This window comes from Flagellimonas oceani (assembly GCF_011068285.1).
Taxonomy (GTDB): Bacteria; Bacteroidota; Bacteroidia; order Flavobacteriales; family Flavobacteriaceae; genus Flagellimonas; species Flagellimonas oceani.
The window spans coordinates 69,984-96,367 of the sequence record NZ_CP049616.1 but is presented as its reverse complement, the minus strand read 5'-3'; the positions used below and the strand labels follow the sequence as shown (position 1 = coordinate 96,367).

The window sequence follows — 26,384 nt, the reverse complement described above, 5'->3', positions numbered from 1 at the left end:
GGTTATTCATCAACAATATTGGGAGCCAGCCATTTTTGGGCCTTTTCCAGTTTTATATTTTTTCGGTCGGCAAAATCCTGAACTTGGTCCTGCTCAATTTTCCCCAAGCCAAAATACTTGGCCTCTGGATGTCCAAAATAATAGCCGCTCACACTTGCTGCGGGCCACATGGCCAGACTATCGGTCAGTTTTACACCAATCTTTTCCTCTACCTTCATCATTTCCCAAATAGTGAGTTTTTCCAAGTGATCGGGACAAGCTGGATAACCGGGAGCCGGACGGATCCCACGGTATTTTTCTTTGATCAAGTCCGTGTTGTCCAATTGCTCGTCCAAGGCATAGCCCCAATAGTTGGTTCGCACTTCTTTATGCAGATATTCCGCAAAAGCTTCTGCAAATCTATCCGCCAAGGCTTTGATCATGATGGAATTGTAATCATCATGGTTCCTTTCGAATTCAGCGGCCAATTCCTGTGTTCCGAATCCCGTGCTCACACAAAAACAGCCAATATAATCCTGAATTCCTGAATCTTTAGGGGCGATAAAATCCGCCAAAGCAATATTGGGAACCCCTTCGCGCTTTTTTAATTGTTGACGAAGTGTTCTAAAAATGAAGGTTTCTCCATCCTTATCAACTTCAATGTCATCATCATTGATCTGATTGGCCGGAAACAATCCAAAAATGGCCTTGGCCTTCAATAGCTTTTCATCTAAAATACGATTCAAAAGCTCCTTGGCATCCTTGAAAAGTTCTTTGGCCTGTTGTCCGACAACCTCATCCGTAAGAATATCGGGGTATTTTCCGTGCAAATCCCAACTTCGGAAAAAGGGCGACCAATCAATGTAGTCCTCCAATTTGGTCAGGTCAAAATCTTCCCAGACCTCAATGCCCAACTGGTTGGGTTTTTTGATTTCGGATGGATTCCAATCGATTTGAAGTTTGTTTTTACGGGCCTGTTCCAAGGTCAAATATTCCTTCTGCTTTCCTCGCTTTAAAAACTTCTCCCTAAAACTCTCATAATCCAGCTTGATGGCTTTTTTATACTTGACAGCAGTTTCATCCTGAAGCAAATCGCCCACCACCGTTACCGCTCTTGAAGCATCGTTTACATGCACTACGGAATGACTGTACTGCGGGTCGATTTTTACGGCGGTATGCGCTTTACTGGTTGTGGCACCCCCAATCAAAAGGGGCACCTCAAAGTTTTGACGCTCCATTTCCTTGGCCAAGAATACCATTTCATCCAAAGATGGCGTAATCAATCCGCTCAAGCCAATAATATCTACTTTTTCCTCTTTGGCCTTGTTGATGATTTTTTCCGGTGGCACCATAACCCCCATATCCACAATGGCATAGTTGTTACAGGCCAACACCACGCTCACAATGTTCTTTCCAATGTCGTGCACATCGCCCTTTACGGTCGCCATCAGTATTTTTCCAGCCGCCTTGGCATCCTTGTCCTTGGATGCTTCAATATATGGGGTTAGATAGGCTACGGCCTTTTTCATCACACGGGCGGATTTCACTACTTGCGGCAGGAACATTTTTCCGCTTCCGAACAAGTCCCCGACCACATTCATACCTGTCATCAAGTTGCCCTCGATCACGTGCAAGGGCTTGGCGGCCTGTTGACGGGCTTCCTCTACATCTTCGATAATATATTGATCTATTCCTTTGACCAAGGCACGTGTAATCCTATCCTGAAGGGGCTCTTCCCTCCATGAAAGGTCTACTTTGGATTCTTTTTTGGTGCCTACGACGGTTTCCGCAAAGTCCAACAATCGTTCAGTAGCATCATCCCGTCGGTCCAACAGCACATCTTCCACATATTCCAAGAGATCCTTGGGAATATCGTCGTACACTTCCAACATGGTCGGATTTACGATACCTATGTTCATGCCCGCCTTTATCGCGTGGAACAAAAATGCGGAATTAATGGCCTCTCGAACTGGATTGTTGCCCCTGAACGAAAAGGAAACATTGCTCACCCCTCCACTAACGCTGCAATAGGGCAGGTTCTCCTTTACCCATCGAGTGGCTTCTATAAAATCGACAGCATTGCGCCTGTGCTCTTCCATTCCCGTGGCCACCGGAAAAATGTTAAGGTCAAAAATGATATCTTCTGGAGGAAAATTCACTTTATTGACCAGCACATCGTAAGACCGTTTGGCTATCTCGATTCGGCGCTCAAAGTTATCCGCTTGACCTACCTCGTCAAAGGCCATAACGATTACGGCAGCTCCATAGCGCTTGATCAACTTGGCATGGCGGATAAATTCTTCTTCCCCTTCCTTAAGGCTGATGGAGTTCACCACGCATTTGCCTTGCACCACCTGAAGTCCAGCTTCGATGATCTCCCATTTGGAACTATCTATCATAATGGGCACTCTGGCAATATCCGGTTCGGAAACTATCAGGTTCAAAAACTTGACCATGGCCTCCTTTCCATCAATAAGACCATCGTCCATATTAATGTCGATAATCTGGGCTCCTCCTTCGACTTGGTCGCGTGCCACATCAAGGGCTTCATCGAACTTTTCTTCTTTGATGAGCCTTAAAAACCGTTTGGAACCGGCCACATTGGTACGCTCCCCCACATTTATGAAATTGCTTTCAGGGGTAATGACCAAGGGCTCCAGGCCTGAAAGTTTTAGTACTCTTGTTCCCACTACTATTGGTTAATCCTTGATTCGTATATACTTTTCTACAATATGCCTATTTATACCTGCATCGGGCACATCCTCTACCCCAGATTGGATAAGTGTGTCCCCTTTGATTGCTATTTCAAAGGTAAATTCATGGCCCCGTAATTCTTTCGCTCCAATATAATCCAACCGCTCGGTGTACACATTTCCTTTTAGGGAGTATGTCCCACCTCCTCCGTAAAACCCCTCGGCGGTATCTTTATTTTGGTTGAAAAAGGCAAAATGGTCCTCGTTCAATATCTTTATAAATTCAGTATCGGACAGGTCTTTCACTTCTACGGTATCCGCTGTCCTTGTTTCCCCATAAACCAAGAGCCAACTTCCCTTTATTTCATTTTGGGCCGCAACGATTACGGTTTCATTTTTTTCGGCTTTTTCTTTATCTCCACAAGATACCAAAGCCATAAGGGCCAACATTAAAATTGATTTGTTAAATAGACGTTCCATATGCTTGCTCAGTTTTTCTGGGACTGTATTCTTTTACCACATCTGCAATGGCTTTGATATGATCCGGGGTAGTCCCGCAGCAGCCACCCACAATGTTCACCAATCCTTTCTCTACATATTCCTTGATCTGGGCGGCCATCTGCTCGGGTGTTTCGTCGTATTCGCCAAAGGCATTGGGCAGTCCCGCATTTGGATGCGCCGAAATAGCATATGCTGATTTCGCCGAAACAACCTCCAAATGAGGCACCAATTGCTTGGCTCCCAAGGCGCAATTGAATCCAACGGATAAAATGGGAATATGGGAAATGGAAATCAAAAATGCTTCGGCGGTCTGTCCGGACAACGTTCTTCCCGAAGCATCGGTAATGGTGCCACTGACCATTACGGGGACTTCGATATTGCGTTCATCCTTTACTTCCTCAATAGCAAAAAGAGCGGCTTTGGCATTCAATGTATCAAAAATGGTCTCTACCAATAAAATGTCCGAGCCACCATCGAGCAGGGCCTCTACCTGCTGTTTATAGGCAACACGGAGTTCATCAAAAGAAATGGCACGAAACCCGGGGTCGTTTACATCGGGAGACATACTGGCCGTTTTATTGGTGGGGCCAATACTACCGGCAACAAACCTTGGCTTGTTCGGGTCTTTTTGGGTGAATTCTTCGGCTACTTGCTTTGCAAGTTTGGCCGATTCATAATTGAGTTCGTATACTAATTCTTCCATGCCGTAGTCTGCCATGGCAATGGTTGTACCCGAGAAGGTATTGGTTTCCAAAATGTCCGCACCAGCTTCCAAAAATTTTCGATGGACTTCCTTTACGGCCTCTGGCTGGGTCAAGGACAACAAATCGTTGTTTCCCTGCAAATCAGTGGGCCAATCCTTGAAACGTTCGCCCCTAAAATCTTCTTCTTTGAACTTATATTGCTGTAGCATGGTGCCCATTGCCCCGTCCAGCACTAAAATCCGTTTCTTCAGTATGTCTTCAATTTTTTCCATAGCATAATTTCCTTTAAAAAAGGATGTAACGAAATCAAGAAATGTGCGCAGGTACCGTGATGAACACTTTACGTTATCCTTCCCCTTACAGGTTAAACTTCCTAAAAGGTCTTGAAAAAAATTCAAGACAAGGGTAGAATGTAGCACCTTCTCGAAGTCGAGGGTTGCTAAGGCTTCAAAGGGTCCAATCCCTCCACCTTTCTTGATAACACTTTCAATTTATAAATGAACTGAACTGCAAAGAAACGGTACTCCCGAGTGAAAAGCAAAAAAAGCCCCTGAATTTTTACAAATGCAACAATAAAAAAACGGGTCGATTGCTCGACCCGTTTTAACTTGCATTTTGTGATGATTTTAAACCAGCATTCCGCCAGACACTTCAATTCGTTGGGCATTTACCCATTTGGCATCATCGGTACAAAGAAATGCCACTACCCCGCCAATATCGCTTGGAATGCCAACTCGGCCCAAAGCTGTAAAATTCGCGATAGCTGCTCTTTTATCTTCATCATTTTTGTTGGTGCCGCCACCAAAATCCGTTTCGATGGCACCGGGCGCCACTACATTCGACCTAATTTTACGTGACCCCAATTCTTTTGCTTGGTATCGGGTCAATGCCTCGATAGCAGCTTTCATAGAACCGTAAACCGAATAACCCGGGAACGAAAAACGTGCCAAACCGCTTGAGATGTTAACGATACCGCCTCCGTCCGCCATGATCGGGAGTAATTTCTGGGTCAAGAAAAATGCCCCTTTAAAATGAATGTTCACCAAAGTGTCCAAGTCTTGCTCGGTAGTCTCGGTTATGGGCGCATTGATTCCGATACCTGCATTATTGACCAAATAATCCAGTTTTGAAGCATCAAATTGGGTTGTAAGCGCATTTTTGACTTCACCTACAAAGGCATCGAAACTTTTGCTTTCGGCAACATCCAATTGCAATGCGTAGGCTTTTTGACCTAGCTCTTCAACTTCTCTTACTGTTTTGTCCGCTTCTTCTTTGTTGCTGTGGTATGTCAACAATACGTTAAGACCTTTTTTGGCCAAGTTGATGGCCATGTTCTCCCCAAGTCCGCGGCTTCCACCGGTAACCAATGCTATTTTTGCTTTGTTCATGTCAATTGATTTTTGAATTCAAAACAAAATTAGTCCCGTATGCCCTCGGTAGGGTTGTATGAATCAATCTATTTTTTGCAAAAATCAAATTTTGACGGCGGACCTAAACTTTAAAGGAGATAGCTGCACATGCTTTTTGAAGAAGTTGGAGAAATGGGCCACTTCTTCGAAGCCAAGGCTATACGCTATTTCGGAAATGTTCCAATCGGTGCTGTTCAACAGTATTTTAGCCTCTTCGAAAATTCTGGCATGAATCACCTCAGTGGTCGTGCTTCCCGTAGTTTCTTTAAGGACTTTATTGAGATGGTTGGGATGTATCGCCAATCGTTCCGCAAAATCGTTTGCCGTTTTGAGCATCAATGGTCGTGCAGGTGTGTTGACGGGAAATTGACGTTCCAACAGCTCCACAAACATATCAGTAATGCGAATCGCCGCATTTCTCGTGTTTTCCTGAGCTTTAACCGGATGCAATTTCTGCCCCATATGCAACAGTTCGATTACGTAGGCACGTATCAGGTCAAATTTGAAGGGGTAATCAGAGGACAATTCCTTATCCATTTTTTGGAAAACTTGTTCCAACGCTATATAATCTTCATCTGAAATATTGAGGATAGGGTAGCCTCCGGGATGAAAAATTGGCAACGTTTCAAGGATGACACCACTCTTGTCCTTGGATAAAAAGTTATCCGTGAACACACAAAAATAACCAGACTGTTCATCGTTTTGGGGGACATAGTTGTATGGAATCCTTGGTGAAGCGAACAATAGTGCCTTATTATCTATATCGATAACCTTGTCCGCATATTCCGCTCTATTTTTTCCATTAATCAAGCTGATTTTAAAATATGCCCGTCTATCGTAGCGCATCTCACCTTTGCTCAATCGCGTACGATATTCGGCAATATTGAAAACATTGAAATGTCCGATATCCTTTCCGATGTTTTCAGGAATGGGCAGACCAAGCTTTCCATAAAAATCACGCAATGTGAAAGTCGCCTCCATATTTTTGTAAAATTCAAATATACTTCAAAAACAAAAACACCCTTCAAAATCGCTCTTGAAAGGTGTGTTCGCTTCTAAAAACTATTATCGTTAATCGATGCTCTGCACGACTTCTTTTTTGGCTTCTTTTTTGGAACCATCAAATCCTTGTACACCTCCAACGGTGGTATATTTCATCACAAATCGCTTATCTGGGTTGATGATTTGATAGGCAAATTGACACATTACGGCAGCCTCATGGAATCCGGACAGAATCAACTTGAGCTTTCCTGGATACGTATTTACATCGCCTATGGCAAAAACTCCCGGAAGATTGGTCTGGTAATCCTTGGCGTTGTTCACTTTGATGGCGTTTTTTTCGATTTCCAATCCCCAATCGCCTATCGGGCCCAATTTTGGGGACAATCCGAACAATGGAATAAAGAAATCGGTCTCTACATAAGTTGATTCCTTTTCCTCATCGTTGTACTTGATGACCACGGCGTGCAAATCTTCCTTGCCGTGGATTTCTTTTACCTCAGCCTTTGTAAACAATCGTATTTTGCCCAATTTGGCCAATTCTCTTGCTTTTTCCACGGAATCCAATGCTCCTCGGAATTCATTTCTACGGTGTACCAAGGAAACTTCGGAAGCTACATCGGCCAAGAATATGGCCCAGTCCAATGCGGAGTCACCGCCACCGGAAATTACAACTTTCTTATCACGGAACTGCTCGGGATCTTTTACCATGTACTCCACTCCCTTGCTCTCGAACAACTCAATATTTGGAATCATGGGTTTTCTTGGCTCAAAAGAACCGAGTCCGCCAGCAATCACAACCACAGGTGCGTGGTGCCGGGTTCCTTTATTGGTGGTAACGATATAGGAGCCATCTTCTTGCTTGTCCAAGGTTTCCGCACGTTCTCCCAAGGTAAAACCAGGCTCGAAGGGCTTGATCTGTTCCATTAGGTTATCCACCAACGTTCCCGCTAAAATTTCTGGATAGGCCGGAATATCGTAAATGGGCTTCTTTGGATAAATTTCAGAGCATTGCCCGCCTGGCTGCGCCAAGGCGTCTATTAAATGACATTTTAATTTAAGCAATCCCGCTTCAAAAACGGTGAACAAACCTGTTGGTCCTGCCCCGATTATAATGATATCTGTTTTGATCATAATTTTGCTTTTAATTGGTCTTTAAAGTCCCTTCGACATGGCTCAGGGACCTAAAGAGCTGACATTTTATTTACACTTTTTCAAACAATTCTTTTCCCTGCAGTTGATATTGGTTTTGAATATCCAATATTTGCTGACGATGATTTACCACCTCGCCAATTACGATTATAGCTGGATTTGACAGCTGCTGCTCCTTTGCCTTGTGCTCAATCGAAGCAACAGTGCCAATTCCAATCTTCTCGTTTTCAGTGGTACCGTTTTGAATGATGGCCACTGGTGTATTTTCTTTTTCTTCCTTTTTAAAGAGGTCCATTATCTCACCCAATTTGGACATTCCCATAAGGATGATGACGGTTGCATTGGATTTTGCGGCCAAGGCAACATCATTGGACAATTTATGTTCTTTGGTAGTCCCCGTTATTACCCAGAAACTTTCGGCAGCGCCTCTTTTGGTCACAGGGATGTTTTGAGATGCTGGTACGGATACCGATGATGATATTCCGGGAACCACCTCTACTTCTACTCCAAATCTGGCTGCATGTTCCATTTCTTCGGCACCTCTACCAAACACAAATGGGTCACCTCCTTTTAACCGCACTACGTGTAATCCTTGACGTGCGCGTTCCACTATCAAATCGTTGATTTGATTTTGTTGGTAGGAATAACATCCTTTTCGCTTGCCCACAAATATGTTTTCAGCATTGGTTGCATACTCCAATAACTCGGATGACACCAATGCATCGTACAGCACTACATCTGCACTTTGCAAGGCCTTGACGCCTTTCAGTGTGATTAAATCCACATCGCCTGGGCCTGCGCCCACTACGGTTAATTTTCCCCTACGCATGTTCCAACTCCATTTTTCTGAACGTTTCCAATTTGGTCAAAACCGTTTTGGCATCTTCCACATAGCTTTTCGCAAAAGCTTCGGATGGTTCGTTCTTGTTCAACTGAAGGGCTACTTTGTCAAACCCGCCCTCAAAGGCTATTTTTCCAGTCTCCACGTACAGTTCATCAAAATCCTTGATGATGCTTGCGTGGGTATTGGTCTTCACTTTCTCCGCTGTCAACAATGCCTTGGCAGAGTTCACTATGGATTGATAGGAATAGTAAATACTAGCTGCCCATTTACCTTCTTTGATGGCCTCCTCTGCATTTTCTATCTTCTCTTGGCTTTCAAGGAAGAGGGTGGCCACAAGGTCAACGATGACCCCGGCGCACTCACCGATTCCAATCTCTTTTTTATATTTTTCATCATTCCCCCAGTCGATAAAATCTTCTTGGGTCAGGTTGTCCACATCGGTCAAAGGCTTCAAGAAATCATAGAAATAAATCTGTCCTTTTTCCTCATAATAATCGGTAAAGGATGCTCCGTTTCCATTGGCCTCAAAATCATCCAAGATTAGGCGCAAGGCTTGCGGCCCTCTTTTACTTGGAATTTTGGCCACTTTGTCTGCAAACCTCGCTTTACCATCTCCAAAGTTTCCACCTCCCAACAACACCTGAAGCGCTGGTGCCACTAATTTATCCTTTGTTCTGACGGACATTCCCTGAAAACCGATATGTGCCATATTGTGCTGTCCGCACGCATTCATACAACCACTGATCTTAATGACCACATCAGGGTTTTTGATGTACTGTGGGTATTCTGCTTTGATGACCCGTTCCAACTCATCGGCGATTCCCGTACTACTGGCAATTCCCAAGTTACAGGTATCCGTTCCTGGACATGCGGTGATATCCAAAGCTTTATTATATCCTGCTTCTGCAAAGCCTAATTTCTTCAGTTCTTGGTAAAAGAATGGCACCAATTCTTCTTTTACATACGGAACCAAGATATTTTGTCTCAACGACAAACGAATCTCCCCAGCTGCATAGTTCTGAACCAATTTGGCCAATTCACGGGCCTTATCGGTATAGAAATCACCCAATAGCACTTTGATACCGATGGCCACGTAGCCTTCTTGCTTTTGAGGGACCAAATTGGTGGATTTCCATTCCTCGAAAGCGTTTTGGTCTTCTATGGAAACTTCTGGAGTTTCAACTTGGGCAACCTTTACTTGGGGATAATCTTCAATATGGATGGGATAGGTTTTATGTGGGATCGCTGTTTGTTCTTCTTCCAACAATTCTTTGAAACCATCAAGTCCCAAATCCTTCAATAAAAACTTCATACGGGCCTTTGCCCTACTCTTGCGCTCCCCATATCTGTCAAACACACGGATGACACCTTCCATTAAGGGAATTATTTTATCGGTGGGCAAAAAACTGTACAGTTCATCGGCGTGGCGTGGTTGTGAACCTAGGCCTCCGGCCAACATCACTTTAAATCCTCGTTCGCCATCTTTTTCTTTGGCGATAAAACCAAGATCGTGCATGTAAGAAAGCCCGGTATCGGCATCACTCGCAGAGAAAGAGACCTTGAATTTTCTTCCCATTTCCTGACCGATGGGGTTTCTAAGGAAATATTCGAACACAGCTTGTGCGTATGGTGAGACATCGAAAGGTTCGTCCACATCGATACCAGCGGTTTCACTTGCAGTTACATTACGAACGGTATTTCCACAAGCTTCGCGAATGGTAACATCATCCCTTTCCAGTTGTGCCCAAAGTTCGGGGGTACGTTCCAAATCCACGTAGTGGATCTGGATATCCTGACGGGTGGTGATATGTAATCGTCCACGGGAATATTCATCCGACACATCGGCAATTCGGAGCAATTGATTGGAGGTCACCTTACCATAGGGCAACTTGATACGAATCATCTGTACACCGGGCTGCCTTTGTCCATAAACTCCACGTGCCAAACGTAGGCTACGGAATTTTTCCTCATCCACTTCCCCACCTTTGAACTGGCGAATTTTTTTCTCCAATTCAATGATGTCCTTTTCTACGACTGGGTTTTCTATCTCTGTTCTAAAACTTTGCATAATCTAGTTTTCCTATCTATTTTATAGAGTTATTTTAAAAAAACTCCCTTTCCTCCTCACAAAAGCGGAAGAATATCATTCAATAAATCCTACGCCTGCTGTTGTATTTGTTCGGCTGTCGATTATTATAAAAGACCCGTTGGTACGATGGTCTTTGAACCTATCATAAAAAATAGGTTTGTTCAGCCTTAAGCGCACTTTGGCTATATCGTTCATTTGAAGAGAAGTAACATTCTCCTCAATCCCTGAATAATCCGGATGGATTTTATGCTCAATGGCATCGACCTTAGCCAATACCTTATTTACACCGTGCTGCAAGGTGTACTTGCCACCAGGGGTAAAACTGGCGCTATCCATCCAAGAAATGGTGGCCGTAAGCTGCTTATCGATTGTTGGAAGGTCGTCCGCTTTTACCAACATATCGCCTCTGCTTACATTCACCTCATCTTCCAATGTTATAGTGACCGAAGATCTTCGAGGTGCCGTTTTGTAATGTTTATTGTAAAAATAAATGTCCTTGATTTTGGAACGTGTCATGGATGGCAAAACCACCACTTCGTCCCCAACATTGAGTTCACCTCCATACACCTTTCCTGCGAATCCACGGAAATCATGAAAATCATCCGTTTTGGGACGGATTACATACTGAACCGGGAAGCGTGGGGTACCGGTGTTGTAGATATCCTTCTGGTCCAATTCTTCCAAATGCTCCAAAAGTGTCTGACCTTTGTACCAAGGCATTTCTTTGGAACGATTTACCACGTTGTCACCTTTTAAGGCACTAACGGGAATGAAGGTGATATTTTGATCTTGGTAATCACGTTTCTTCATCAACTCCTCAAAATCGGCCTTGATGTTGTTATAGGTTTCTTCGGAGAAATCCACCAAATCCATTTTATTGATGGCCACAATAACATCCTTTACCCGCAAAAGGTTGTTGATGAAAAAGTGACGGTGTGTCTGCTCAATCACTCCTTTTCGGGCATCGATCAAAATAATGGATGCCTGAGAAGTCGAAGCTCCCGTAACCATATTTCGGGTATACTCCACATGACCAGGGGTATCGGCAATAATGTAACTCTTGGATGGCGTAGAAAAGTAAATGTGGGCCACATCTATGGTGATGCCCTGCTCTCTTTCCGCTACCAAACCATCGGTCGCCAATGAAAAATCGAGGTAATCGTATCCTTTCTGTTTGCTTGTGCGCTCAATGGCCTCCAGTTTATCGTCGGTCATTGATTTTGTATCGTAGAGCAATCTTCCGATCAAGGTACTTTTACCGTCGTCTACACTACCCGCTGTTGCTATTTTTAAAACTTCCATATTTCGTTTTTCGTTAATGGTTGATCGTTGTTGGTTTTCAATACCTCTAAAAACCAATAACTATAAACTATCAACCATTTTAAAAGTATCCTTGTTGTTTACGTTTTTCCATTGCTGCTTCGGAGCGCTTATCATCGATTCGGGCTCCCCTTTCCGAGATTCTGGAATTCCTGATTTCTGCAACCACTTTATCAATGGTATCGGCATGCGACTCCACAGCTGCGGTACAGCTCATATCACCAACGGTTCTAAAACGCACCATTCGCTCTTCTACCTGTTCATCATCGGCCCTAAAAACTACATCGTCTTCTGCGGACCAAATCAATCCATCACGAAGGAATGTATTTCTTTTATGTGCAAAATAGATGGATGGAATCTCAATGTTTTCCTTTTGGATATAACTCCAAACATCCAATTCTGTCCAGTTACTTATCGGGAAGACACGTACATTCTGACCAATTTCAATTTCACCGTTCAACATATCGAACAACTCTGGTCTTTGGTTCTTCTCGTCCCATTGCCCAAAATCATCACGTACGGAAAATATACGTTCCTTGGCCCGTGCCTTTTCTTCATCACGTCTTGCTCCACCGATACAGGCATCAAATTTGAATTCTTCAATGGCGTCCAGCAAAGTTGTGGTTTGAAGCATGTTTCTACTAGCATACTTGCCGGTTTCCTCTACTACTTTTCCTTCATCAATGGAATCCTGTACATTTCGAACTATCAATTCAACACCAAGTTCCTCCACCAACTTATCACGGAACTCGATGGTTTCGGGAAAGTTGTGACCTGTGTCTATATGCATCAACGGGAACGGTATTTTGGCAGGCCAAAAGGCTTTTTGGGCCAAACGTACCAAAGTGATGGAATCCTTTCCTCCGGAAAATAGCAGTACAGGTTTTTCAAACTGCGCCGCTACTTCGCGCATTATGTAAATAGCTTCGTGTTCCAAGGCATTTGCCGTCGGTCTTTCGACCCCGTTCAATGTCTCTGGTTTTTTAATTTCTTTTGCAAGTGTGCTCAAGGCTTTATCTTTTTATTGTAAATCACCACGATTGGTGACAATTCATTCGTTTTATGTGTGCAAACCGCATTCACGGTTGGCCAATACTTTTGTCGGGTCAAAGTATTTGTGTTCGTTCGGCAATTGGCGCGCTTTTAAGTAAGCATCCAATTGGGTGTCGCTCCAATGATAGAACGGACTCACCTTTAAAACACCATCGTTGCTCATGCTCAACACGTCCAAAGAATCCCTGTGCGCTGTTTGACCTTTGCGCAAGTTGGTGAACCAAACATCGGGCTTATGCTCTTCCATAGCGCGACGGAACGGCTCCAACTTTACCTGCTCGGTAAACTCTTTGTGCCGAGGGTCATCAATTTGTGGAATGCCCATAATGGCATCACGATGGGAACTCGTTTGTTTGGGAACATATAATTTTACGTTGAGCTCCAATATGGAAATCAACGCTTCCGCATGTTTATAGGTTTGAGGGGTATTGTAACCTGTATCGCACCAAATTACGGGAATACTTTTATCCACTTCGGTCACCGCATGAAGAATAGCCACTTCATAAGGTCTAAAATTGGTCGTTACTACCGGTTTTTTTCCATGGTTGATGGCCCAGGATATAATTTCTTCGGGAGAAATTCCCTTAAACTGAAGGTTCAGTTTCTTTATTTCTTCTTGTGTCAATGCCATTGCCTATCCTTTTATTTGCCCCATTTGATGGAGTTCCAAATTCTTTCGTGAAAAAAATAAAGCACCATTTTGGTGACGAGTTCCACCAATCCGATTGAAAATGCCAAACTTAACGTACCTGTCACTATCCAAGAGATCAATATCGTGTCCATAGTACCAACAATTCTCCAACTTATGGATTTTGCAATACTCCGCTTTGGACTTTCCGAAGCACTATCCTTAGTGTACGTGCTTTGCTGTTTTTCGTTTTTTATTATCAACTGATCGGTAATCATTTTTAAACTTTTATTACCCTACTGAACTGGTAGGAATTTCAAAAGTAAAATTATTTTTCTGAAGAAAAAGCAAATTGAATCATAAATTTACTTTTACCCTATAGTTTTAGTAGATTATCGATAATCAATAGTGAATTTTGAGGATTTTTAAGCTAAAATTTGATGTGGCGCGCTGATTTAAAGCAAATCTGCCAGCGTGTTGTTACGATAAACATCCAAGGCACTGTCCCTAACTAGAAGCATTAATTTATGAACGGAGCATTCCTCCTCATCCGGACAGTCGTCACATTTTTCGTAGAAGTTGAGACTAACGCAGGGCACCATGGCGATAGGGCCTTCCAATACCCGCATAACCGTGGTCATTTGAACATCTTGAGGCTCTTTAATTAGATAATAACCCCCTCCCTTCCCTTTTTTGGAACCCAAAAGGCCATTCCTGCGAAGGGTAAGCAAAATACTTTCCAAAAACTTTTGGGAAATATTCTCGCACTTGGCAATTTCAGCAATCTGTACTGGCTGTCTACCCTCCACCTTGGCAAGGTAGGTAAGTGCCTTAAGTCCGTATTTTGTCTTCTTGGAGAGCATCGCACGAAGATAGGGAAATTTGACAACCTGCCTTAATGGCCAATTACAGAAAGATTAACCTAGAGCCTGCTCAATATCAGCGATAATATCATCGATATGTTCCAATCCGACGGACACGCGTACCATTCCATCGGAAATTCCAACGGCATTGCGCTCCTCTGTGGTCAGCTTGCTGTGGGTAGTGGATGCGGGATGCGTCACAATGCTTCGTGCATCTCCCAAGTTCGCGGACAAGGATAATAATTTGATACTGTCAAAAAATTCCCGCCCGGCTTCCAGACCGCCCTTAACTTCAAAGGCCACAACGCAACCGCCTGCTTTCATTTGCTTTTTGGCAATTTCGTGCTTGGGGTGCGATTTCAAAAATGGATACTTCACCCATTCAATCTTATCGTGACTCTCCAGATAGGTTGCCAATTTCAAAGCGTTCTCACAGTGTCTATCCACCCGAATCGCCAAGGTTTCCAAGCTTCGTGACAACACCCACGCATTGAACGGGGACAATGCAGGTCCCGTAATTCGGGAAAAACGGTACACTTTGTCCATCAATTCTCCGCTACCCACCGTAATTCCGGCCAATACCCTTCCTTGTCCATCCATCAACTTGGTTCCCGAGTGAATGACCAAATCGGCACCAAATTTAATCGGCTGTTGCAAATACGGTGTCGCAAAACAGTTATCGATAATAAAAATAAGGCCGTGCTTTTTGGCAATTTTGGCCAACACTTCCAAATCCAAGACATCCACGCCTGGGTTGGTCGGAGTTTCGGCATAAAGTATCTTGGTATTTGGTTTGATCAAACCTTCTATTTGAGACAAATCGTTGGCATCAAAATAACTGGTTTCGATGTTCCACTTTGGAAAAAACTGCGTGAAAAGGGTGTGCGTGGACCCAAAAATACTTTTGGACGAAATCACGCGATCACCCGTATCCAATAAAGCAGCCAAAGTTGAAAAAACGGCGGCCATACCGGAGGCGTAAGCAAAACCGCTCTCAGCCCCTTCCATCTGGCAAACCCTTTCAATGAGTTCGTTCGAATTGGGGTTGGAATATCTGGAATAGATATTGCGCTGCTTTTCCTCTGCAAAAGAGGCACGCATGTCCTCCGCATCTTCAAAAACAAAGCTGGAGGTCATATAAATGGGGCTGGAATGCTCCAAGTTTTGACTGCGCTCCATTTGCGTTCTTATTGCTTGCGTCTCGAATTTTTTGCCTTTCATTTTGTTCCATTTTTGGTGGCTGAGCGGAGTCGAAGCCACTTATTTTTTCTCCTTATAATATTTAAAACTTGTCTCATTTTTACACTCGGCTAAATTTGTGAGTGCATCAAATTCTCCAACTATCAATGCCTTCTTTTTTTCCCTAGACCACCCTTGAATCTGCTTTTCGCGTTCAAAGGCTGTTGCAATACTTAAATACTCTTCAACATATACCAACTTAACCGGCAGTCTTTTCTTTGTATGGTTGGCACCCCGACCATCTTGATGCTCCTTTAACCGGTTCTCCAAGTCAATGGTACTTCCGGTATAATAACTTCCATCTGAGCATTCCAATATGTAGACGTATCCTTTCATTATAATTGTGGCTTCGACTACGCTCAGCCACCGAAACTTCAAAATCATTGGTAGCTGAAGTCGAAGCTATATTTTCTCCGCTATTCTTAATATGTCTCCAAAAACACCCCTTGCCGTTACAGCGGCCCCTGCCCCTGCTCCTTGAATCACCAAGGGATGCTCTCCGTAGGATTCTGTATAAATCTCAATAATCGAATCGGAACCTTTCACCTGCCCCAAAGCGCTTTCTTTGGGCACAGACACCAATTGTACGTCCAAGATCCCTTTGTCCTGTTGCAAATCCCCGTGCAAATCACCTATGTAGCGAAGCACGTGTCCTTGTTTTTGGTCTTCTTTGATTTTCTTATAAACATCATCCATCTCTACGATGTGTTCCATAAACTTTTCAAAATCCAAAGTTCGTAGTTCTTCTGGAATCAAGTTTTGTACATCAATATCCGAAAACTCGTTCTGAAGGTCCAATTCCCTGGCCAAAATCAATAGTTTTCTTCCCACGTCGTTACCGGACAAATCTTCTCTTGGGTCGGGTTCGGTAAAGCCACTTTCCATAGCCTCCTTTACGATTTCTGAAAAAGAAACATCTTTCTCGGAAAAGGTATTGAAAATATAACTTAGCGATCCCGAAAACACGCCTTTGATTCTAGTGATGTTCTCACCGGACAAATGCAACAGTTTGATGGTATCTATCAACGGTAGTCCTGCTCCTACGTTGGTTTCGTACAGGTATTGTTTTTGATTTTTATCCAAACACTTTCTTATTGATTTATATTTCTCAAAACTCAGCGTGTTTGCAATCTTGTTTGATGAAACCAAGTCAAAACCGTGCTCGATCAATGATTCATATTGCTGCACAAAGGTTTTGCTCGCCGTGTTGTCCACCGCAATCAGGTTTTCCAAATGATGTTGTTTCGCAAAAGCGGTAATATCTTCGATTTGATAGGGTTGCCCCTCTTTTTCCAAACGTTCCTTCCAATCCGAACCCACTCCCGAAGCATCCAAAAGCACTTTTTTGGAATTTGCCACAGCGAACACTTTTAAATCGATACTTTTTCGGTCTTCGATACTGGTTTTTGAATCCAGAATTTGACTGATCAGCGTTCCGCCGACATTGCCGTGTCCAAACAACGCCAAATTGATTTTTCTAGCGATTCCGAAAATCTGTCCGTGAATCACATTGATGGCCTTGTTCAAGTCGGATTTCTTCACCACCATACTCACGTTCTTCCCGGTTACCGTATTGTTGAACAGCAAGGGCGTGATTTGGTTCTTCGCCAAGGCATTGAAGGGTTTGTGAAAACTGCTCAAATCCATTCCCACAATGGAAATGACCGAAACATCTTTGACCACTGAAATCTGGTTGATGTCTTTTGAAGAGTAATCCGTCTCAAACTCTTGGTCGAGCACTTTCTTGGCTTTGTCCGCTTTGGATGCATCCACCACGAGACCAATGCCCCGTTCCGAAGACCCTTGAGAAACAATACCTACGCTAATGCCATTTTGGCCCAATGCCCGAAAAATGCGCATGTCCACACCCACTTTACCAAGCAGTCCTCTACCTTCCAAATTGATGAGGGCCATATTGTCGAGCACTGAAAGGGATTTGATGCCCCCATTATCGGTTTTTGGACCGATCAACGTGCCTTCGTTATTATCATTGAAGGTGTTGCATATGCGCAAGGGAATGTTTTTCTCGATCAGTGGAATTATGGTCTTCGCGTGCAAAATATTTGCTCCGAAATTGGCGAGCTCATTGGCCTCGCCATAGGAAATCACATCTATTAATCGCGCATCCGCCACCAAATCCGGATTGGCCGTGAAAATACCATCCACGTGGGTGTAATTGATCAACTCGCCCGCATCCAAAAAATTGGCCAGCAGCGCTGCGGAATAATTGCTGCCGTTCCTGCCCAAAGTGGTCGTTGAACCATCACGGTTGGAACCAATAAATCCAGTAACTATCGGGATGGTATCCTTTTCCAGTGCATGGAAATATCGAAGTACATTTTCTTTGGAGGTGCCATAGTCCACTTCGGCATTGCTATAATTGTCATCCGTGCTGATCAACTTTCGAGAATCCAAAAGCTTTGCTTTTACCCCAGATGTATTCAGCGCGGCCGTTACATATTTGGCGGACAACAATTCTCCAAAAGACAATACCTCATCTTTGGTTTTGAGACTGTAATCGCCCGTTAAGGAAACCCCGTTCAATATTTTTTCGATGGTCGCCAGCTCTTCATCAATATCGACTCCATCAAAATTGTTTTTTTGATAGTCGGCAAACTTCTTTAAATCGGTTTGAAAATCAGCTCCCTTGGCCGCTTTTTCGAGCAAGTTTTCCAGTTGGTCCGTTGCCTTGCCACGAGCGGAAACCACGACTGCAAAGTGTTCTTCCGCTTCAAACCTTTGGGTGATAATTTTCAATACACGCTGAATGCCCTCTCCGTTGGCCAGGGATTTCCCACCGAACTTCAATATTTTGATGCGTTCGGTATTCTTTTGGAAAACGGTCTCCAACAATTTTTCCAATTGTTCAAACTCCATCAAAAAGGCATCGTGACCGTGTACGGATTGTACCTCGCCATAAGTCACATTGGTATTGGCCTGGGCCAATCTTTTAAATGTCTCCTTGTTCTCCTCCGCCGTGAAGAACAAATCGGAATTGACCCCAATAATGTGGATTTTGGTGTCGCTATCCTGCAATGCCTTGAATGCTTCTTCACCATTTCTGGTGATATCGATGGATTTCAACAGTTGGTTCATCAATTTATAGGCTGATAGCTGAAAACGCTCCTGCAATTTTTTACCGTGGTGCATCAACCAAGATTCCACATTAAAAACCTGTAGTTCCTCGTTGGTGCTTCTTTTGAATCGCTCTTTAAAAGATTCCGGTGTTCGGTAGCACAACATCGCATGCATACGGGCATCGTGCACGGGTTGTTTGGAATTGACCAAAAACTGCTCTTGAATCTGACAGTTGGCAATCAACCAATCCGTGGATTTCCAATCGGATGCCACGGGAATCAAATGCTCCGTGATATTTGGGTTGATGGCCGTCATTTCCCAAGCAATTCCACCTCCCAAAGAGCCGCCAATGATGGCGAACAGTTTATCGATCTCCAATTGCTCCAGTCCCCAAAGAAATATTCTGGCGATATCTCCAGCTACAAAATCCTTATAGTTTTCGATGATGAAACCATCAAAACCGTTTCCAGGAATATTAAAAGACAATATGGTGTACTTCTCGGTATCGATACATTTTCCATCCCCGATAAGATCGGACCACCACCCATCTTTCCCGGCAACATTGGAATTGCCCGTGAGTGCATGGTTCACCAAAATGATGGGTGCCGTATGCAAGGGTTTTCCAAAAACTTGATATGACAACTTTATGTCTTGAACGGACCCGCTCAATGTTTTAAAATCTGATATGGCCAAATGCCTTAAATCCATAAATACAGTAATAGACCCAAAAGGGTCAACAATTAATAAATAGTAAGGCTAAAAGAAAGAGGGGCGGAAACCACCTGTGATGTTATCTATTCCCAAATGGGATAGAACGTAGCACCTTCATGACGAGCGTCAAGGGTTGCTAAGGCTTCAAAGGGTCTATTCCCTCCACCTTTCTTGATAACCAACAATACGTGTTTGAACTTCGAGGGACAAATATACAGATGGAAAGATTGATTTTCCTAATCTTTTGGAAAAATTTCCTCAAAAGACTTTGCCCCACGAACTTCAATATTATTATTTCAATACCGTAAACTCAATATTGGAATCGGTGAAAACGGTATGTGTCTGTGTCTTGAAATCGGATTCGTTCGCTTTAAAGATGTTGTCCACATAGGTCTGTGGGTTTAAATCGATAAGTGGGAACCAAGTGCTTTGCACCTGAATTTGCAATTTGTGCCCTTTTTTGATGGTGTGGAACACATCCTGAAGCTTTATGTTCACATCCGTCTTCTCATTTGGTGTGAAAGGTTCCGGATCGGAAAAACTATTTCTGAATCGGCCACGAAGCACTTCACTTCGCACCATTAAATGGTAATTGCTCATTTTAAGGTGGTCCTGCATTTCTTCGTTGGTCTCGGCATCCGCTGGGTGCACATCGATGACCTTAACGATCCAATCGGCTGCAGTTCCCGTGGTAGCCACTTTCAAATGGGCCATAATATCGCCGGCCAAGGTCAGGTCTTCTTCCATCACATCGGTTTCAAAAACCAGAACATCGGAACGTCGGGCGGCAAAGCGCTGATCATCCGTCATGTATTTTCTTGGGGTAAAAACGGTCTTTACATCTTCGGAATAGGGAACAGGTTTCTTTATATCGCTGATAAACTGAATTCCAGTAGTTCCTTTTTGCTCTGAGGTGAGCTCTTGGTCATCGGACAAGTACATGGTTTGTTTGGCAGCATTTTCCGGAGGCCAAGTATCGTACTTTTTCCATTCCTTTTTACCGGTATCAAAAACGTAGGCCTCTGGCAATCCAGAGTTTTTATCGCCCTCACCTTTCAAAAAATGGTTGAAGAACTTGGTTTCGATATCTTTCTGATAAAACAACGAAATGGAGTCCCCAAAATAGTAGTTGCCCACCACGTTACGTTCCTTGTCACGAGCCCAACCCCCATGGTCCCAAGGGCCAAAGACCATTGTATTGTAGTTGTCCTCGTTATATTTTTCAATGTTCTTGTAGGTCTCCAACGGCCCGTACAAATCTTCAGCATCGAACCACCCGCCAACAATCATGGTCGCCACACTGCTCTTTACATTTTTAAGGTGTTGGATCAGGCCGCGGCTCTGCCACATTTCATCATAATTCGGATGCTCCTTCAGTTCGTTCCAAAAGTAATCGTCAGTCACACCTTCTGGACGCATGGTGGGCGTATCGGCAGTTTCGTATTCGAAAAAGTAATCCAGATTTTTGAGCGGACCTGCATCCAAAAAGAACTGATACTGGTCCTCTGTTGGCAAATTCGGCAACGTATACCATGCCGTATCAATTGGTGCATCTCCATTGGGACGTTGAGTTCCAAAAAGCGAAGTAGCCCTAAAATAACTCAACAAATAGGCGCCGTTATGGTGAAAATCATCAAAAAAGAAATCCCCGATACAGGCCTGCGGCGAAGCCGCTTTTAATGCCGGGTGTGCATCCACAGTAGCGTAGGTGGCATAATGCCCGGGATACGAAATCCCCCAAATACCCACATTACCGTTGTTATTTTCCACATTGTTCACCAACCACTCGATGGTATCGTAGGTATCCGAACTTTCATCCACTTGGTCATCCGAGGTTTTATTGGGAATATAGGCGCGCATATTCACATAGTGGCCTTCACTGAGCCATCTACCCCTAACATCTTGGTAAACAATGACATTTCCTTCTTTCATCAAATGCTCGTTCGGACCAATTTTGGTCTTAAAATTTCCTTCTCCGTATGGTCTGGAGCTGTAGGGGGTACGCTGCATAATTATAGGGTACTTTTTTGATGTATCCTTTGGAGAGTATATGGTGGTATGCAACGTAATACCATCGCGCATTTCAATGTCCACTTCTTTTTTGGTGTAATTGTCGGCCACGTAGGTATCGACCTCTTGCACCTCCGTCTTGGTTGTTTTCTTACAACTGACGGTCACCGTCAACAGTAAAATACTAAGCAGTAAAATCTTGAAAGAACTTTTCATTATTTCGTTTTTGATTTGCTAAAGCTACTAAAGTCCGTAATAGTATGCCAATAAAAAAAGGAGCCTCGTTGAAGCTCCTTAGTATTTCTATTTTCTGATGGATTATAGCCCAAAGGTTTCCTTCACCTTGTCCACCATATCCAGTTTTTCCCAAGTGAAGAGTTCCACTTCTTTTTCTATCCTACCATTGTAAGGAGATTCGAATACCTTGGTCTTGGTTCGGGGTTGTTTGCCCAAATGTCCGTAGGCGGCGGTTTCCAAATAAATAGGGTTGCGAAGTTTTAAGCGTTCCTCGATGGCAAACGGTCTCATATCAAAAAGTTCGGATGCCTTTTTGGCGATCTCGCCGTCCGACATATCCACGTTGGAAGATTTATAGGTGTCCACAAAAATGGATGTGGGCTCCACCACCCCGATGGCGTAGCTTACCTGCACCAAAATTTCACCGGCAACCCCGGCAGCCACCAAATTTTTTGCCATATGGCGGGCGGCATAGGCAGCGCTCCGGTCCACTTTGCTAGGATCCTTTCCGCTAAAGGCACCTCCTCCGTGGGCTCCTTTTCCTCCATAGGTATCCACAATTATTTTTCTTCCGGTAAGGCCGGCATCGCCATGCGGGCCACCGATCACAAATTTCCCTGTTGGGTTGATGTGGTATTTAATGTTGTCCGTAAATAATTTCTGAATACTCTCGGGCAACAACTTTTTCACCTCCGGAATCAAAATATGGATGATATCGTCCTTGATCTTGGCCAGCATCACCTCGTCCGCATCAAACTCATCATGTTGCGTTGAAACTACTATGGTATCGATACGCTGTGGAACATTGTCGTCGGAGTATTCAATCGTTACCTGCGCTTTGGCATCGGGTCGCAAATACGGAATTCGGGTCCCTTCTCTCCTCAAATCGGCCAATACTTCCAAAATTTTATGGGAAATATCCAGGGCCAAAGGCATGTAGTTGGCGGTCTCGGTGGTGGCATAGCCGAACATCATACCCTGGTCGCCAGCGCCCTGCTCTTCTTTGGTGCCGCGATCCACCCCTTGGTTAATATCCTGTGATTGTTCGTGAATCAAAGAAATCACGCCACAGGAATCACCACTAAACTTATATTCACCTTTGGTGTAGCCAATTTTATTGATAACGTCCCTAGCTATGCTCTGCAAATCCACATAGGTATGGCTCTTTACCTCGCCAGCCAACACTACCTGACCCGTGGTCACCATAGTTTCGCAGGCCACTTTGCTCTCTGGGTCAAAGGCCAAAAAATTATCCAACAATGCATCACTGATCTGATCTGCAATTTTATCCGGATGACCCTCACTCACGGATTCCGATGTAAACAAATACGCCATTACTAAAATTTATATCAAGAGATTTGACAAAAACTGCAAGAAGTAGTTCTTTAATCCTTTGAGAGGAGATGCCCCGACCTTATTTAGCCAGACACGAACTGCTTTAGCATTTTTAATCCTGAACAATTCAGGAAAAGAGGTTGCAATCAGTCAAATCTTTCCTCATTTTGAAGGGCAAAAGTACGTAATTGGTTGATATTTCAAAACTTTGTTTTAAGGCAATGCAACATCGTCCATTTGAACCAGTTTTTTTTCGATAAGTGGATATACTTTGTATATTGCGATGATTTGATTTCCTTGGTACAAACACTAAAAACACTGACATCTTATGCATATTGCTGTGGCAGGCAACATTGGGGCCGGCAAAACTACGTTGACCAATTTACTTGCAAAACATTACAAGTGGGAGGCCCATTTTGAAGATGTGGTGGACAATCCTTATCTCGACGATTTTTACACCCAAATGGAGCGATGGAGCTTCAACCTCCAAATCTACTTTTTGAACAGCAGGTACCGTCAAATTTTAAAGATCAGGGAAAGTGGAAAAAGTGTTATCCAGGATAGGACCATTTATGAAGATGCTCACATATTTGCTCCTAACCTGCACGCCATGGGACTCATGACGAACCGGGATTATGAAAATTACAAGGGCCTTTTTGAGTTGATGGAATCCTTGGTGCAACCACCAGATCTAATGATATATCTGCGCAGCTCCATTCCCAATTTGGTGAATCAAATCCATAAGCGCGGGCGGGATTATGAAAATTCCATTTCCATTGATTACCTCAGCCGTTTGAACGAACGCTATGAGGCCTGGGTGAACACCTACGCAAAAGGCAAACTGCTCATCTTTGATGTGGACAACCTCGATTTTGTGGACAACCCGGAGGATTTGGGAGAGGTGATCAACCGTATCGACGGAGAGATTCATGGGCTGTTTGAATAAAACAGAACGTTATATTTGTTTTGATCAAGAGTTTAGAAGATTGAAACTCAAAATTGAATTGTTTCCGTTTTTTTAAGTTCATCAAGTATTTTCCCAAAAGATTTGGTGTATTTTGCTTGATTTATACTCTTTTTACATGGATTGGACCCATATCCATTCCAAAAAGACAATAAACAATAAAGAAAACCTGATACCATGAACTCAGATATTTTAAAACTTTACAAGCAATTGGAAAGTATGGAACAGACCAAGGAGGTTATCCAATTGCAAAATCAAATCAAGGAAACCCTGTACCAAAATCTACGGACCCACTTTTTGGAATATGTAAGTATTGGCCGCATCATCGGTTATGATGAATTACAAGAGGAGTTAAAAAAGGCATTGGAACTTCTGGAACTTCAGAAATAATAAAGAAACATATTACCCAACCCATCATGAAAACTGCATTTCCTTTGAGATTTTCCACTTTCCTTTTATACTTCTTTATACAATTTACAGTAAGCGCCCAGCAGCTGGTCAAAGTCTCTCCTGAAGAAGTTGGCATGTCTTCCGAGCGATTGGAAAGGTTATCACAAACCTTTGAGGGGTATATTGATGGAAATGAGCTGCCGGGAGCCACCGTTCTTGTAGCCCGAAAAGGCAAGATCGCCTATTTTGAATCTTTCGGTAAAAATGATCTGGAGAACAATGTTCCGATGAAAAACAGTTCCATCTTTAGGATTGCCTCCCAGACCAAGGCCATTGTAAGTGTTGGTGTTATGATGCTCCAAGAGCGGGGCAAATTGTTGATCACCGACCCTGTTGGAAAATACATGCCCGCCTTTATGGAAACCAAAGTTGCCGTAAGCAAGGATGATGGTTCGTACGAAATCGTAAAAGCAAATAGACCAATCACCATACGTGATTTGTTGACACATACCTCCGGAGTATCCTATGGAGAGGGAATAGCTTCAGACCTTTGGGAAAAAGCCAAAATACAGGGCTGGTATTTTGCTGACCGCGAAGAGCCCATATTGGCGACGGTGACCCGAATGGCTGACCTTCCCTTCGAATCACAACCAGGAGAACGATTTGTATATGGGTACAACACCGATATTTTAGGAGCGTTGATTGAAGTTGTTTCTGGACAAACATTGGATGTTTTTCTAACAGAAAACATTTTTGAACCCCTGAACATGAATGATACCCATTTTTATCTGCCCAAGGACAAAAAAGAGCGTTTGGCCACAGTGTATTCCCCTTCTGAGAACGGGTTAAAACCAGCACCAAACCCTGGCGGCATGGTCGGCCAAGGTGCTTATGTGGAAGGGCCAAGAAAAAGTTTTTCCGGTGGTGCCGGACTGCTGAGCACCTCAATGGACTACGCCAAATTTTTGCAAATGATGCTGAACAAGGGCATTTTGAACGGAAAACGCATTCTTTCCCCAAAAACAGTCGAGCTTATGACGGTGAACCATTTGGGCAAAGCAAACTTTCCATGGGTCGGTGGCACCGGTTTTGGCCTAGGGTTTTCTGTGGTGGAGGATCTAGGGGAACGAGGTACTCCCGGTTCGGTCGGTGAATATGGTTGGGGCGGTGCCTACCACTCCTCGTATTGGGTCGACCCCAAAGAGGAATTGGTCGTGGTGTATTTTACCCAATTGATTCCCGCCAACGATATTGATGATCATGGAAAGTTACGTGCCTTGATCTACCAAGCTATCGTTGATTAATCCAAACATTCAATTTCCCTCAACGAAACAACCCGTTCACTCATTGGCGGTTTACTTCGGTTCTTTTTCAGAGTAGTTTAGGGTTGGGATGAGCCCACTGCTATTAACTACGCCTTTTTAGGCCTAAACTTTGAAATTATGGAACCAAAAAAGAATCCACAACTTGATTTGAAACGAAACAGCCTGCTCTATTTTTTTGTAGGCATGACCTTGGTACTGCTCATGGCCTATTTGGCGTTGGAATGGAAAACCTATTACAAAGCTGATTCCTGGGATGTTAGCCAAAATGTTGATGAAGATCTGACCGAGAACGCCACCATTGTAAAAATAAAGCTGCCAGACCCTCCCAAACCCGAAATCCAGACCCCTCCAAAAATTGAAATTGCGGAAGATGATGAAAAGGTTGAGGAAACCGTTATCAAATCGGACGAAGTCAATCAGGAAACGGAAATTGCCAAGGTTGAAGATGTTGTTGTGGCCGAGGACGACATTCCCGAAGAAATCCCTTTTGTTCTTATTGAAAACGCCCCTGTTTTTCCCGGTTGCGAGAATGAAAAAACAGAAAAGGACAAACGAGCATGTTTTCAGTCCCAAATGCTGAAACACATCCGTAAAAATTTTCAGTATCCCGAGATGGCCCAAGAAATGGGGCTTGAAGGTCGGGTAAGTGTCATTTTCACCGTGCAAACGGACGGTAGTATTGGGAATATCAGACTTCGTGGGCCGCATGAAAGCCTAGAGAGCGAAGCGGCCAGAATCATTTCCAAATTACCAAGATTGACGCCCGGAAAACAGCGCGGTACAGCGGTTAAAGTGCCCTACTCCATTCCGATCACGTTTAAGTTGAATTAATAAAAAAACCACGCCAAATGGCGTGGTTTT

At 43.7% G+C, this 26,384-nt stretch carries 22 protein-coding genes and 2 riboswitches; of the genes, 4 read left to right on the top strand and 18 right to left on the bottom strand.

Features of this window, described 5'->3' with window-relative positions:
- Window positions 1-2: 2 nt before the first annotated feature.
- The 18 genes from metH to metK form a co-directional block, all read right to left on the bottom strand.
- Window positions 3-2,669 carry a methionine synthase gene (gene metH / locus GVT53_RS00425; RefSeq protein ID WP_240905109.1) on the bottom strand — a complete coding sequence of 889 codons (2,667 nt, stop codon included), beginning with the start codon at window positions 2,667-2,669 and terminating at the stop codon, window positions 3-5.
- Window positions 2,670-2,678: 9 nt separating this feature from the next.
- Entirely contained in the window at window positions 2,679-3,152 is a 474-nt protein-coding gene (locus GVT53_RS00420) for a hypothetical protein (RefSeq protein ID WP_166246934.1), read from the bottom strand.
- Window positions 3,136-4,149: a homocysteine S-methyltransferase family protein gene (locus GVT53_RS00415; RefSeq protein ID WP_166246933.1), complete on the bottom strand. Its 1,014-nt coding sequence runs from the start codon at window positions 4,147-4,149 to the stop codon at window positions 3,136-3,138. The genes GVT53_RS00420 and GVT53_RS00415 overlap by 17 nt, the downstream gene beginning before the upstream one ends.
- A 70-nt stretch (window positions 4,150-4,219) precedes the next feature.
- A riboswitch (SAM riboswitch) is annotated at window positions 4,220-4,361 on the bottom strand.
- A gap of 142 nt (window positions 4,362-4,503) precedes the next feature.
- A complete protein-coding gene (locus tag GVT53_RS00410) occupies window positions 4,504-5,265 on the bottom strand; it encodes an SDR family NAD(P)-dependent oxidoreductase (RefSeq protein ID WP_205791822.1) in 762 nt (253 codons plus the stop codon).
- 84 nt (window positions 5,266-5,349) lie between these two features.
- The gene (locus GVT53_RS00405) at window positions 5,350-6,267 is read right to left on the bottom strand and encodes a helix-turn-helix domain-containing protein (RefSeq protein ID WP_166246932.1); all 918 of its coding nucleotides are present in this window, start codon (window positions 6,265-6,267) and stop codon (window positions 5,350-5,352) included.
- Between the two features lie 90 nt (window positions 6,268-6,357).
- On the bottom strand, window positions 6,358-7,419 hold the full coding sequence (locus tag GVT53_RS00400; protein ID WP_166246931.1) for an NAD(P)/FAD-dependent oxidoreductase: 1,062 nt from the start codon (window positions 7,417-7,419) through the stop codon (window positions 6,358-6,360).
- A 70-nt stretch (window positions 7,420-7,489) separates the two neighbouring features.
- A complete protein-coding gene (cobA, locus tag GVT53_RS00395) occupies window positions 7,490-8,266 on the bottom strand; it encodes a uroporphyrinogen-III C-methyltransferase (protein ID WP_166246930.1) in 777 nt (258 codons plus the stop codon).
- Window positions 8,259-10,349, bottom strand: a complete 2,091-nt coding sequence (locus GVT53_RS00390) for a HEPN domain-containing protein (RefSeq protein ID WP_166246929.1) — start codon at window positions 10,347-10,349, stop codon at window positions 8,259-8,261. The genes cobA and GVT53_RS00390 overlap by 8 nt, the downstream gene beginning before the upstream one ends.
- 75 nt (window positions 10,350-10,424) lie before the next feature.
- Window positions 10,425-11,672 (bottom strand): sulfate adenylyltransferase subunit 1, encoded by a 1,248-nt coding sequence (locus tag GVT53_RS00385; protein WP_166246928.1) that lies wholly within the window; start codon window positions 11,670-11,672, stop codon window positions 10,425-10,427.
- A gap of 79 nt (window positions 11,673-11,751) precedes the next feature.
- Window positions 11,752-12,603, bottom strand: a complete 852-nt coding sequence (cysD, locus tag GVT53_RS00380) for a sulfate adenylyltransferase subunit CysD (RefSeq protein WP_240905211.1) — start codon at window positions 12,601-12,603, stop codon at window positions 11,752-11,754.
- A gap of 147 nt (window positions 12,604-12,750) precedes the next feature.
- The gene (locus tag GVT53_RS00375) at window positions 12,751-13,374 is read right to left on the bottom strand and encodes a phosphoadenosine phosphosulfate reductase domain-containing protein (RefSeq protein ID WP_166246926.1); all 624 of its coding nucleotides are present in this window, start codon (window positions 13,372-13,374) and stop codon (window positions 12,751-12,753) included.
- Window positions 13,375-13,385: 11 nt separating this feature from the next.
- Window positions 13,386-13,649, bottom strand: a complete 264-nt coding sequence (locus GVT53_RS00370; protein ID WP_166246925.1) for a DUF2061 domain-containing protein — start codon at window positions 13,647-13,649, stop codon at window positions 13,386-13,388.
- Between the two features lie 177 nt (window positions 13,650-13,826).
- On the bottom strand, window positions 13,827-14,234 hold the full coding sequence (locus tag GVT53_RS00365; RefSeq protein WP_166246924.1) for an RrF2 family transcriptional regulator: 408 nt from the start codon (window positions 14,232-14,234) through the stop codon (window positions 13,827-13,829).
- Window positions 14,235-14,288: 54 nt separating this feature from the next.
- Entirely contained in the window at window positions 14,289-15,455 is a 1,167-nt protein-coding gene (locus GVT53_RS00360) for a trans-sulfuration enzyme family protein (RefSeq protein WP_166246923.1), read from the bottom strand.
- Window positions 15,456-15,494: 39 nt separating this feature from the next.
- The gene (locus GVT53_RS00355) at window positions 15,495-15,857 is read right to left on the bottom strand and encodes a GIY-YIG nuclease family protein (protein WP_240905108.1); all 363 of its coding nucleotides are present in this window, start codon (window positions 15,855-15,857) and stop codon (window positions 15,495-15,497) included.
- A gap of 18 nt (window positions 15,858-15,875) precedes the next feature.
- Complete coding sequence (gene thrA / locus GVT53_RS00350; RefSeq protein WP_166246922.1) at window positions 15,876-19,259, bottom strand: bifunctional aspartate kinase/homoserine dehydrogenase I; 3,384 nt, start codon at window positions 19,257-19,259, stop codon at window positions 15,876-15,878.
- 79 nt (window positions 19,260-19,338) lie between these two features.
- Window positions 19,339-19,443, bottom strand: a riboswitch (SAM riboswitch).
- Window positions 19,444-19,553: 110 nt separating this feature from the next.
- Window positions 19,554-21,488, bottom strand: coding sequence for a CocE/NonD family hydrolase (locus GVT53_RS00345; RefSeq protein ID WP_205791820.1), 1,935 nt, complete (start codon window positions 21,486-21,488; stop codon window positions 19,554-19,556).
- Window positions 21,489-21,590: 102 nt separating this feature from the next.
- Complete coding sequence (gene metK / locus GVT53_RS00340) at window positions 21,591-22,844, bottom strand: methionine adenosyltransferase (RefSeq protein WP_166246921.1); 1,254 nt, start codon at window positions 22,842-22,844, stop codon at window positions 21,591-21,593.
- 328 nt (window positions 22,845-23,172) lie between these two features.
- On the opposite strand from metK, the gene GVT53_RS00335 reads away from it, so the two are divergent.
- The 4 genes from GVT53_RS00335 to GVT53_RS00320 all read left to right on the top strand — a co-directional run bounded on the left by GVT53_RS00335 (window position 23,173) and on the right by GVT53_RS00320 (window position 26,354).
- Window positions 23,173-23,790, top strand: coding sequence for a deoxynucleoside kinase (locus GVT53_RS00335; protein ID WP_166246920.1), 618 nt, complete (start codon window positions 23,173-23,175; stop codon window positions 23,788-23,790).
- A gap of 195 nt (window positions 23,791-23,985) precedes the next feature.
- Window positions 23,986-24,198 (top strand): hypothetical protein, encoded by a 213-nt coding sequence (locus tag GVT53_RS00330; protein ID WP_166246919.1) that lies wholly within the window; start codon window positions 23,986-23,988, stop codon window positions 24,196-24,198.
- Between the two features lie 26 nt (window positions 24,199-24,224).
- The gene (locus tag GVT53_RS00325; RefSeq protein WP_166246918.1) at window positions 24,225-25,502 is read left to right on the top strand and encodes a serine hydrolase domain-containing protein; all 1,278 of its coding nucleotides are present in this window, start codon (window positions 24,225-24,227) and stop codon (window positions 25,500-25,502) included.
- A gap of 138 nt (window positions 25,503-25,640) precedes the next feature.
- Window positions 25,641-26,354: an energy transducer TonB gene (locus GVT53_RS00320; RefSeq protein ID WP_166246917.1), complete on the top strand. Its 714-nt coding sequence runs from the start codon at window positions 25,641-25,643 to the stop codon at window positions 26,352-26,354.
- The last annotated feature ends 30 nt before the right edge of the window (window positions 26,355-26,384 follow it).

What these genes read in the sequence shown, in the direction of transcription:
- GVT53_RS00420 (WP_166246934.1), bottom strand. Translation starts at nt 3,152, where the DNA reads ATGGAACGTCTATTTAACAAATCAATTTTAATGTTGGCCCTTATGGCT.
- GVT53_RS00415 (WP_166246933.1), bottom strand. Translation starts at nt 4,149, where the DNA reads ATGGAAAAAATTGAAGACATACTGAAGAAACGGATTTTAGTGCTGGAC.
- GVT53_RS00410 (WP_205791822.1), bottom strand. Translation starts at nt 5,265, where the DNA reads ATGAACAAAGCAAAAATAGCATTGGTTACCGGTGGAAGCCGCGGACTT.
- GVT53_RS00405 (WP_166246932.1), bottom strand. Translation starts at nt 6,267, where the DNA reads ATGGAGGCGACTTTCACATTGCGTGATTTTTATGGAAAGCTTGGTCTG.
- GVT53_RS00400 (WP_166246931.1), bottom strand. Translation starts at nt 7,419, where the DNA reads ATGATCAAAACAGATATCATTATAATCGGGGCAGGACCAACAGGTTTG.
- cobA (WP_166246930.1), bottom strand. Translation starts at nt 8,266, where the DNA reads ATGCGTAGGGGAAAATTAACCGTAGTGGGCGCAGGCCCAGGCGATGTG.
- GVT53_RS00390 (WP_166246929.1), bottom strand. Translation starts at nt 10,349, where the DNA reads ATGCAAAGTTTTAGAACAGAGATAGAAAACCCAGTCGTAGAAAAGGAC.
- GVT53_RS00385 (WP_166246928.1), bottom strand. Translation starts at nt 11,672, where the DNA reads ATGGAAGTTTTAAAAATAGCAACAGCGGGTAGTGTAGACGACGGTAAA.
- cysD (WP_240905211.1), bottom strand. Translation starts at nt 12,603, where the DNA reads ATGCGCGAAGTAGCGGCGCAGTTTGAAAAACCTGTACTGCTATTTTCC.
- GVT53_RS00375 (WP_166246926.1), bottom strand. Translation starts at nt 13,374, where the DNA reads ATGGCATTGACACAAGAAGAAATAAAGAAACTGAACCTTCAGTTTAAG.
- GVT53_RS00370 (WP_166246925.1), bottom strand. Translation starts at nt 13,649, where the DNA reads ATGATTACCGATCAGTTGATAATAAAAAACGAAAAACAGCAAAGCACG.
- GVT53_RS00365 (WP_166246924.1), bottom strand. Translation starts at nt 14,234, where the DNA reads ATGCTCTCCAAGAAGACAAAATACGGACTTAAGGCACTTACCTACCTT.
- GVT53_RS00360 (WP_166246923.1), bottom strand. Translation starts at nt 15,455, where the DNA reads ATGAAAGGCAAAAAATTCGAGACGCAAGCAATAAGAACGCAAATGGAG.
- GVT53_RS00355 (WP_240905108.1), bottom strand. Translation starts at nt 15,857, where the DNA reads ATGATTTTGAAGTTTCGGTGGCTGAGCGTAGTCGAAGCCACAATTATA.
- thrA (WP_166246922.1), bottom strand. Translation starts at nt 19,259, where the DNA reads ATGGATTTAAGGCATTTGGCCATATCAGATTTTAAAACATTGAGCGGG.
- GVT53_RS00345 (WP_205791820.1), bottom strand. Translation starts at nt 21,488, where the DNA reads ATGAAAAGTTCTTTCAAGATTTTACTGCTTAGTATTTTACTGTTGACG.
- metK (WP_166246921.1), bottom strand. Translation starts at nt 22,844, where the DNA reads ATGGCGTATTTGTTTACATCGGAATCCGTGAGTGAGGGTCATCCGGAT.
- GVT53_RS00335 (WP_166246920.1), top strand. Translation starts at nt 23,173, where the DNA reads ATGCATATTGCTGTGGCAGGCAACATTGGGGCCGGCAAAACTACGTTG.
- GVT53_RS00330 (WP_166246919.1), top strand. Translation starts at nt 23,986, where the DNA reads ATGAACTCAGATATTTTAAAACTTTACAAGCAATTGGAAAGTATGGAA.
- GVT53_RS00325 (WP_166246918.1), top strand. Translation starts at nt 24,225, where the DNA reads ATGAAAACTGCATTTCCTTTGAGATTTTCCACTTTCCTTTTATACTTC.
- GVT53_RS00320 (WP_166246917.1), top strand. Translation starts at nt 25,641, where the DNA reads ATGGAACCAAAAAAGAATCCACAACTTGATTTGAAACGAAACAGCCTG.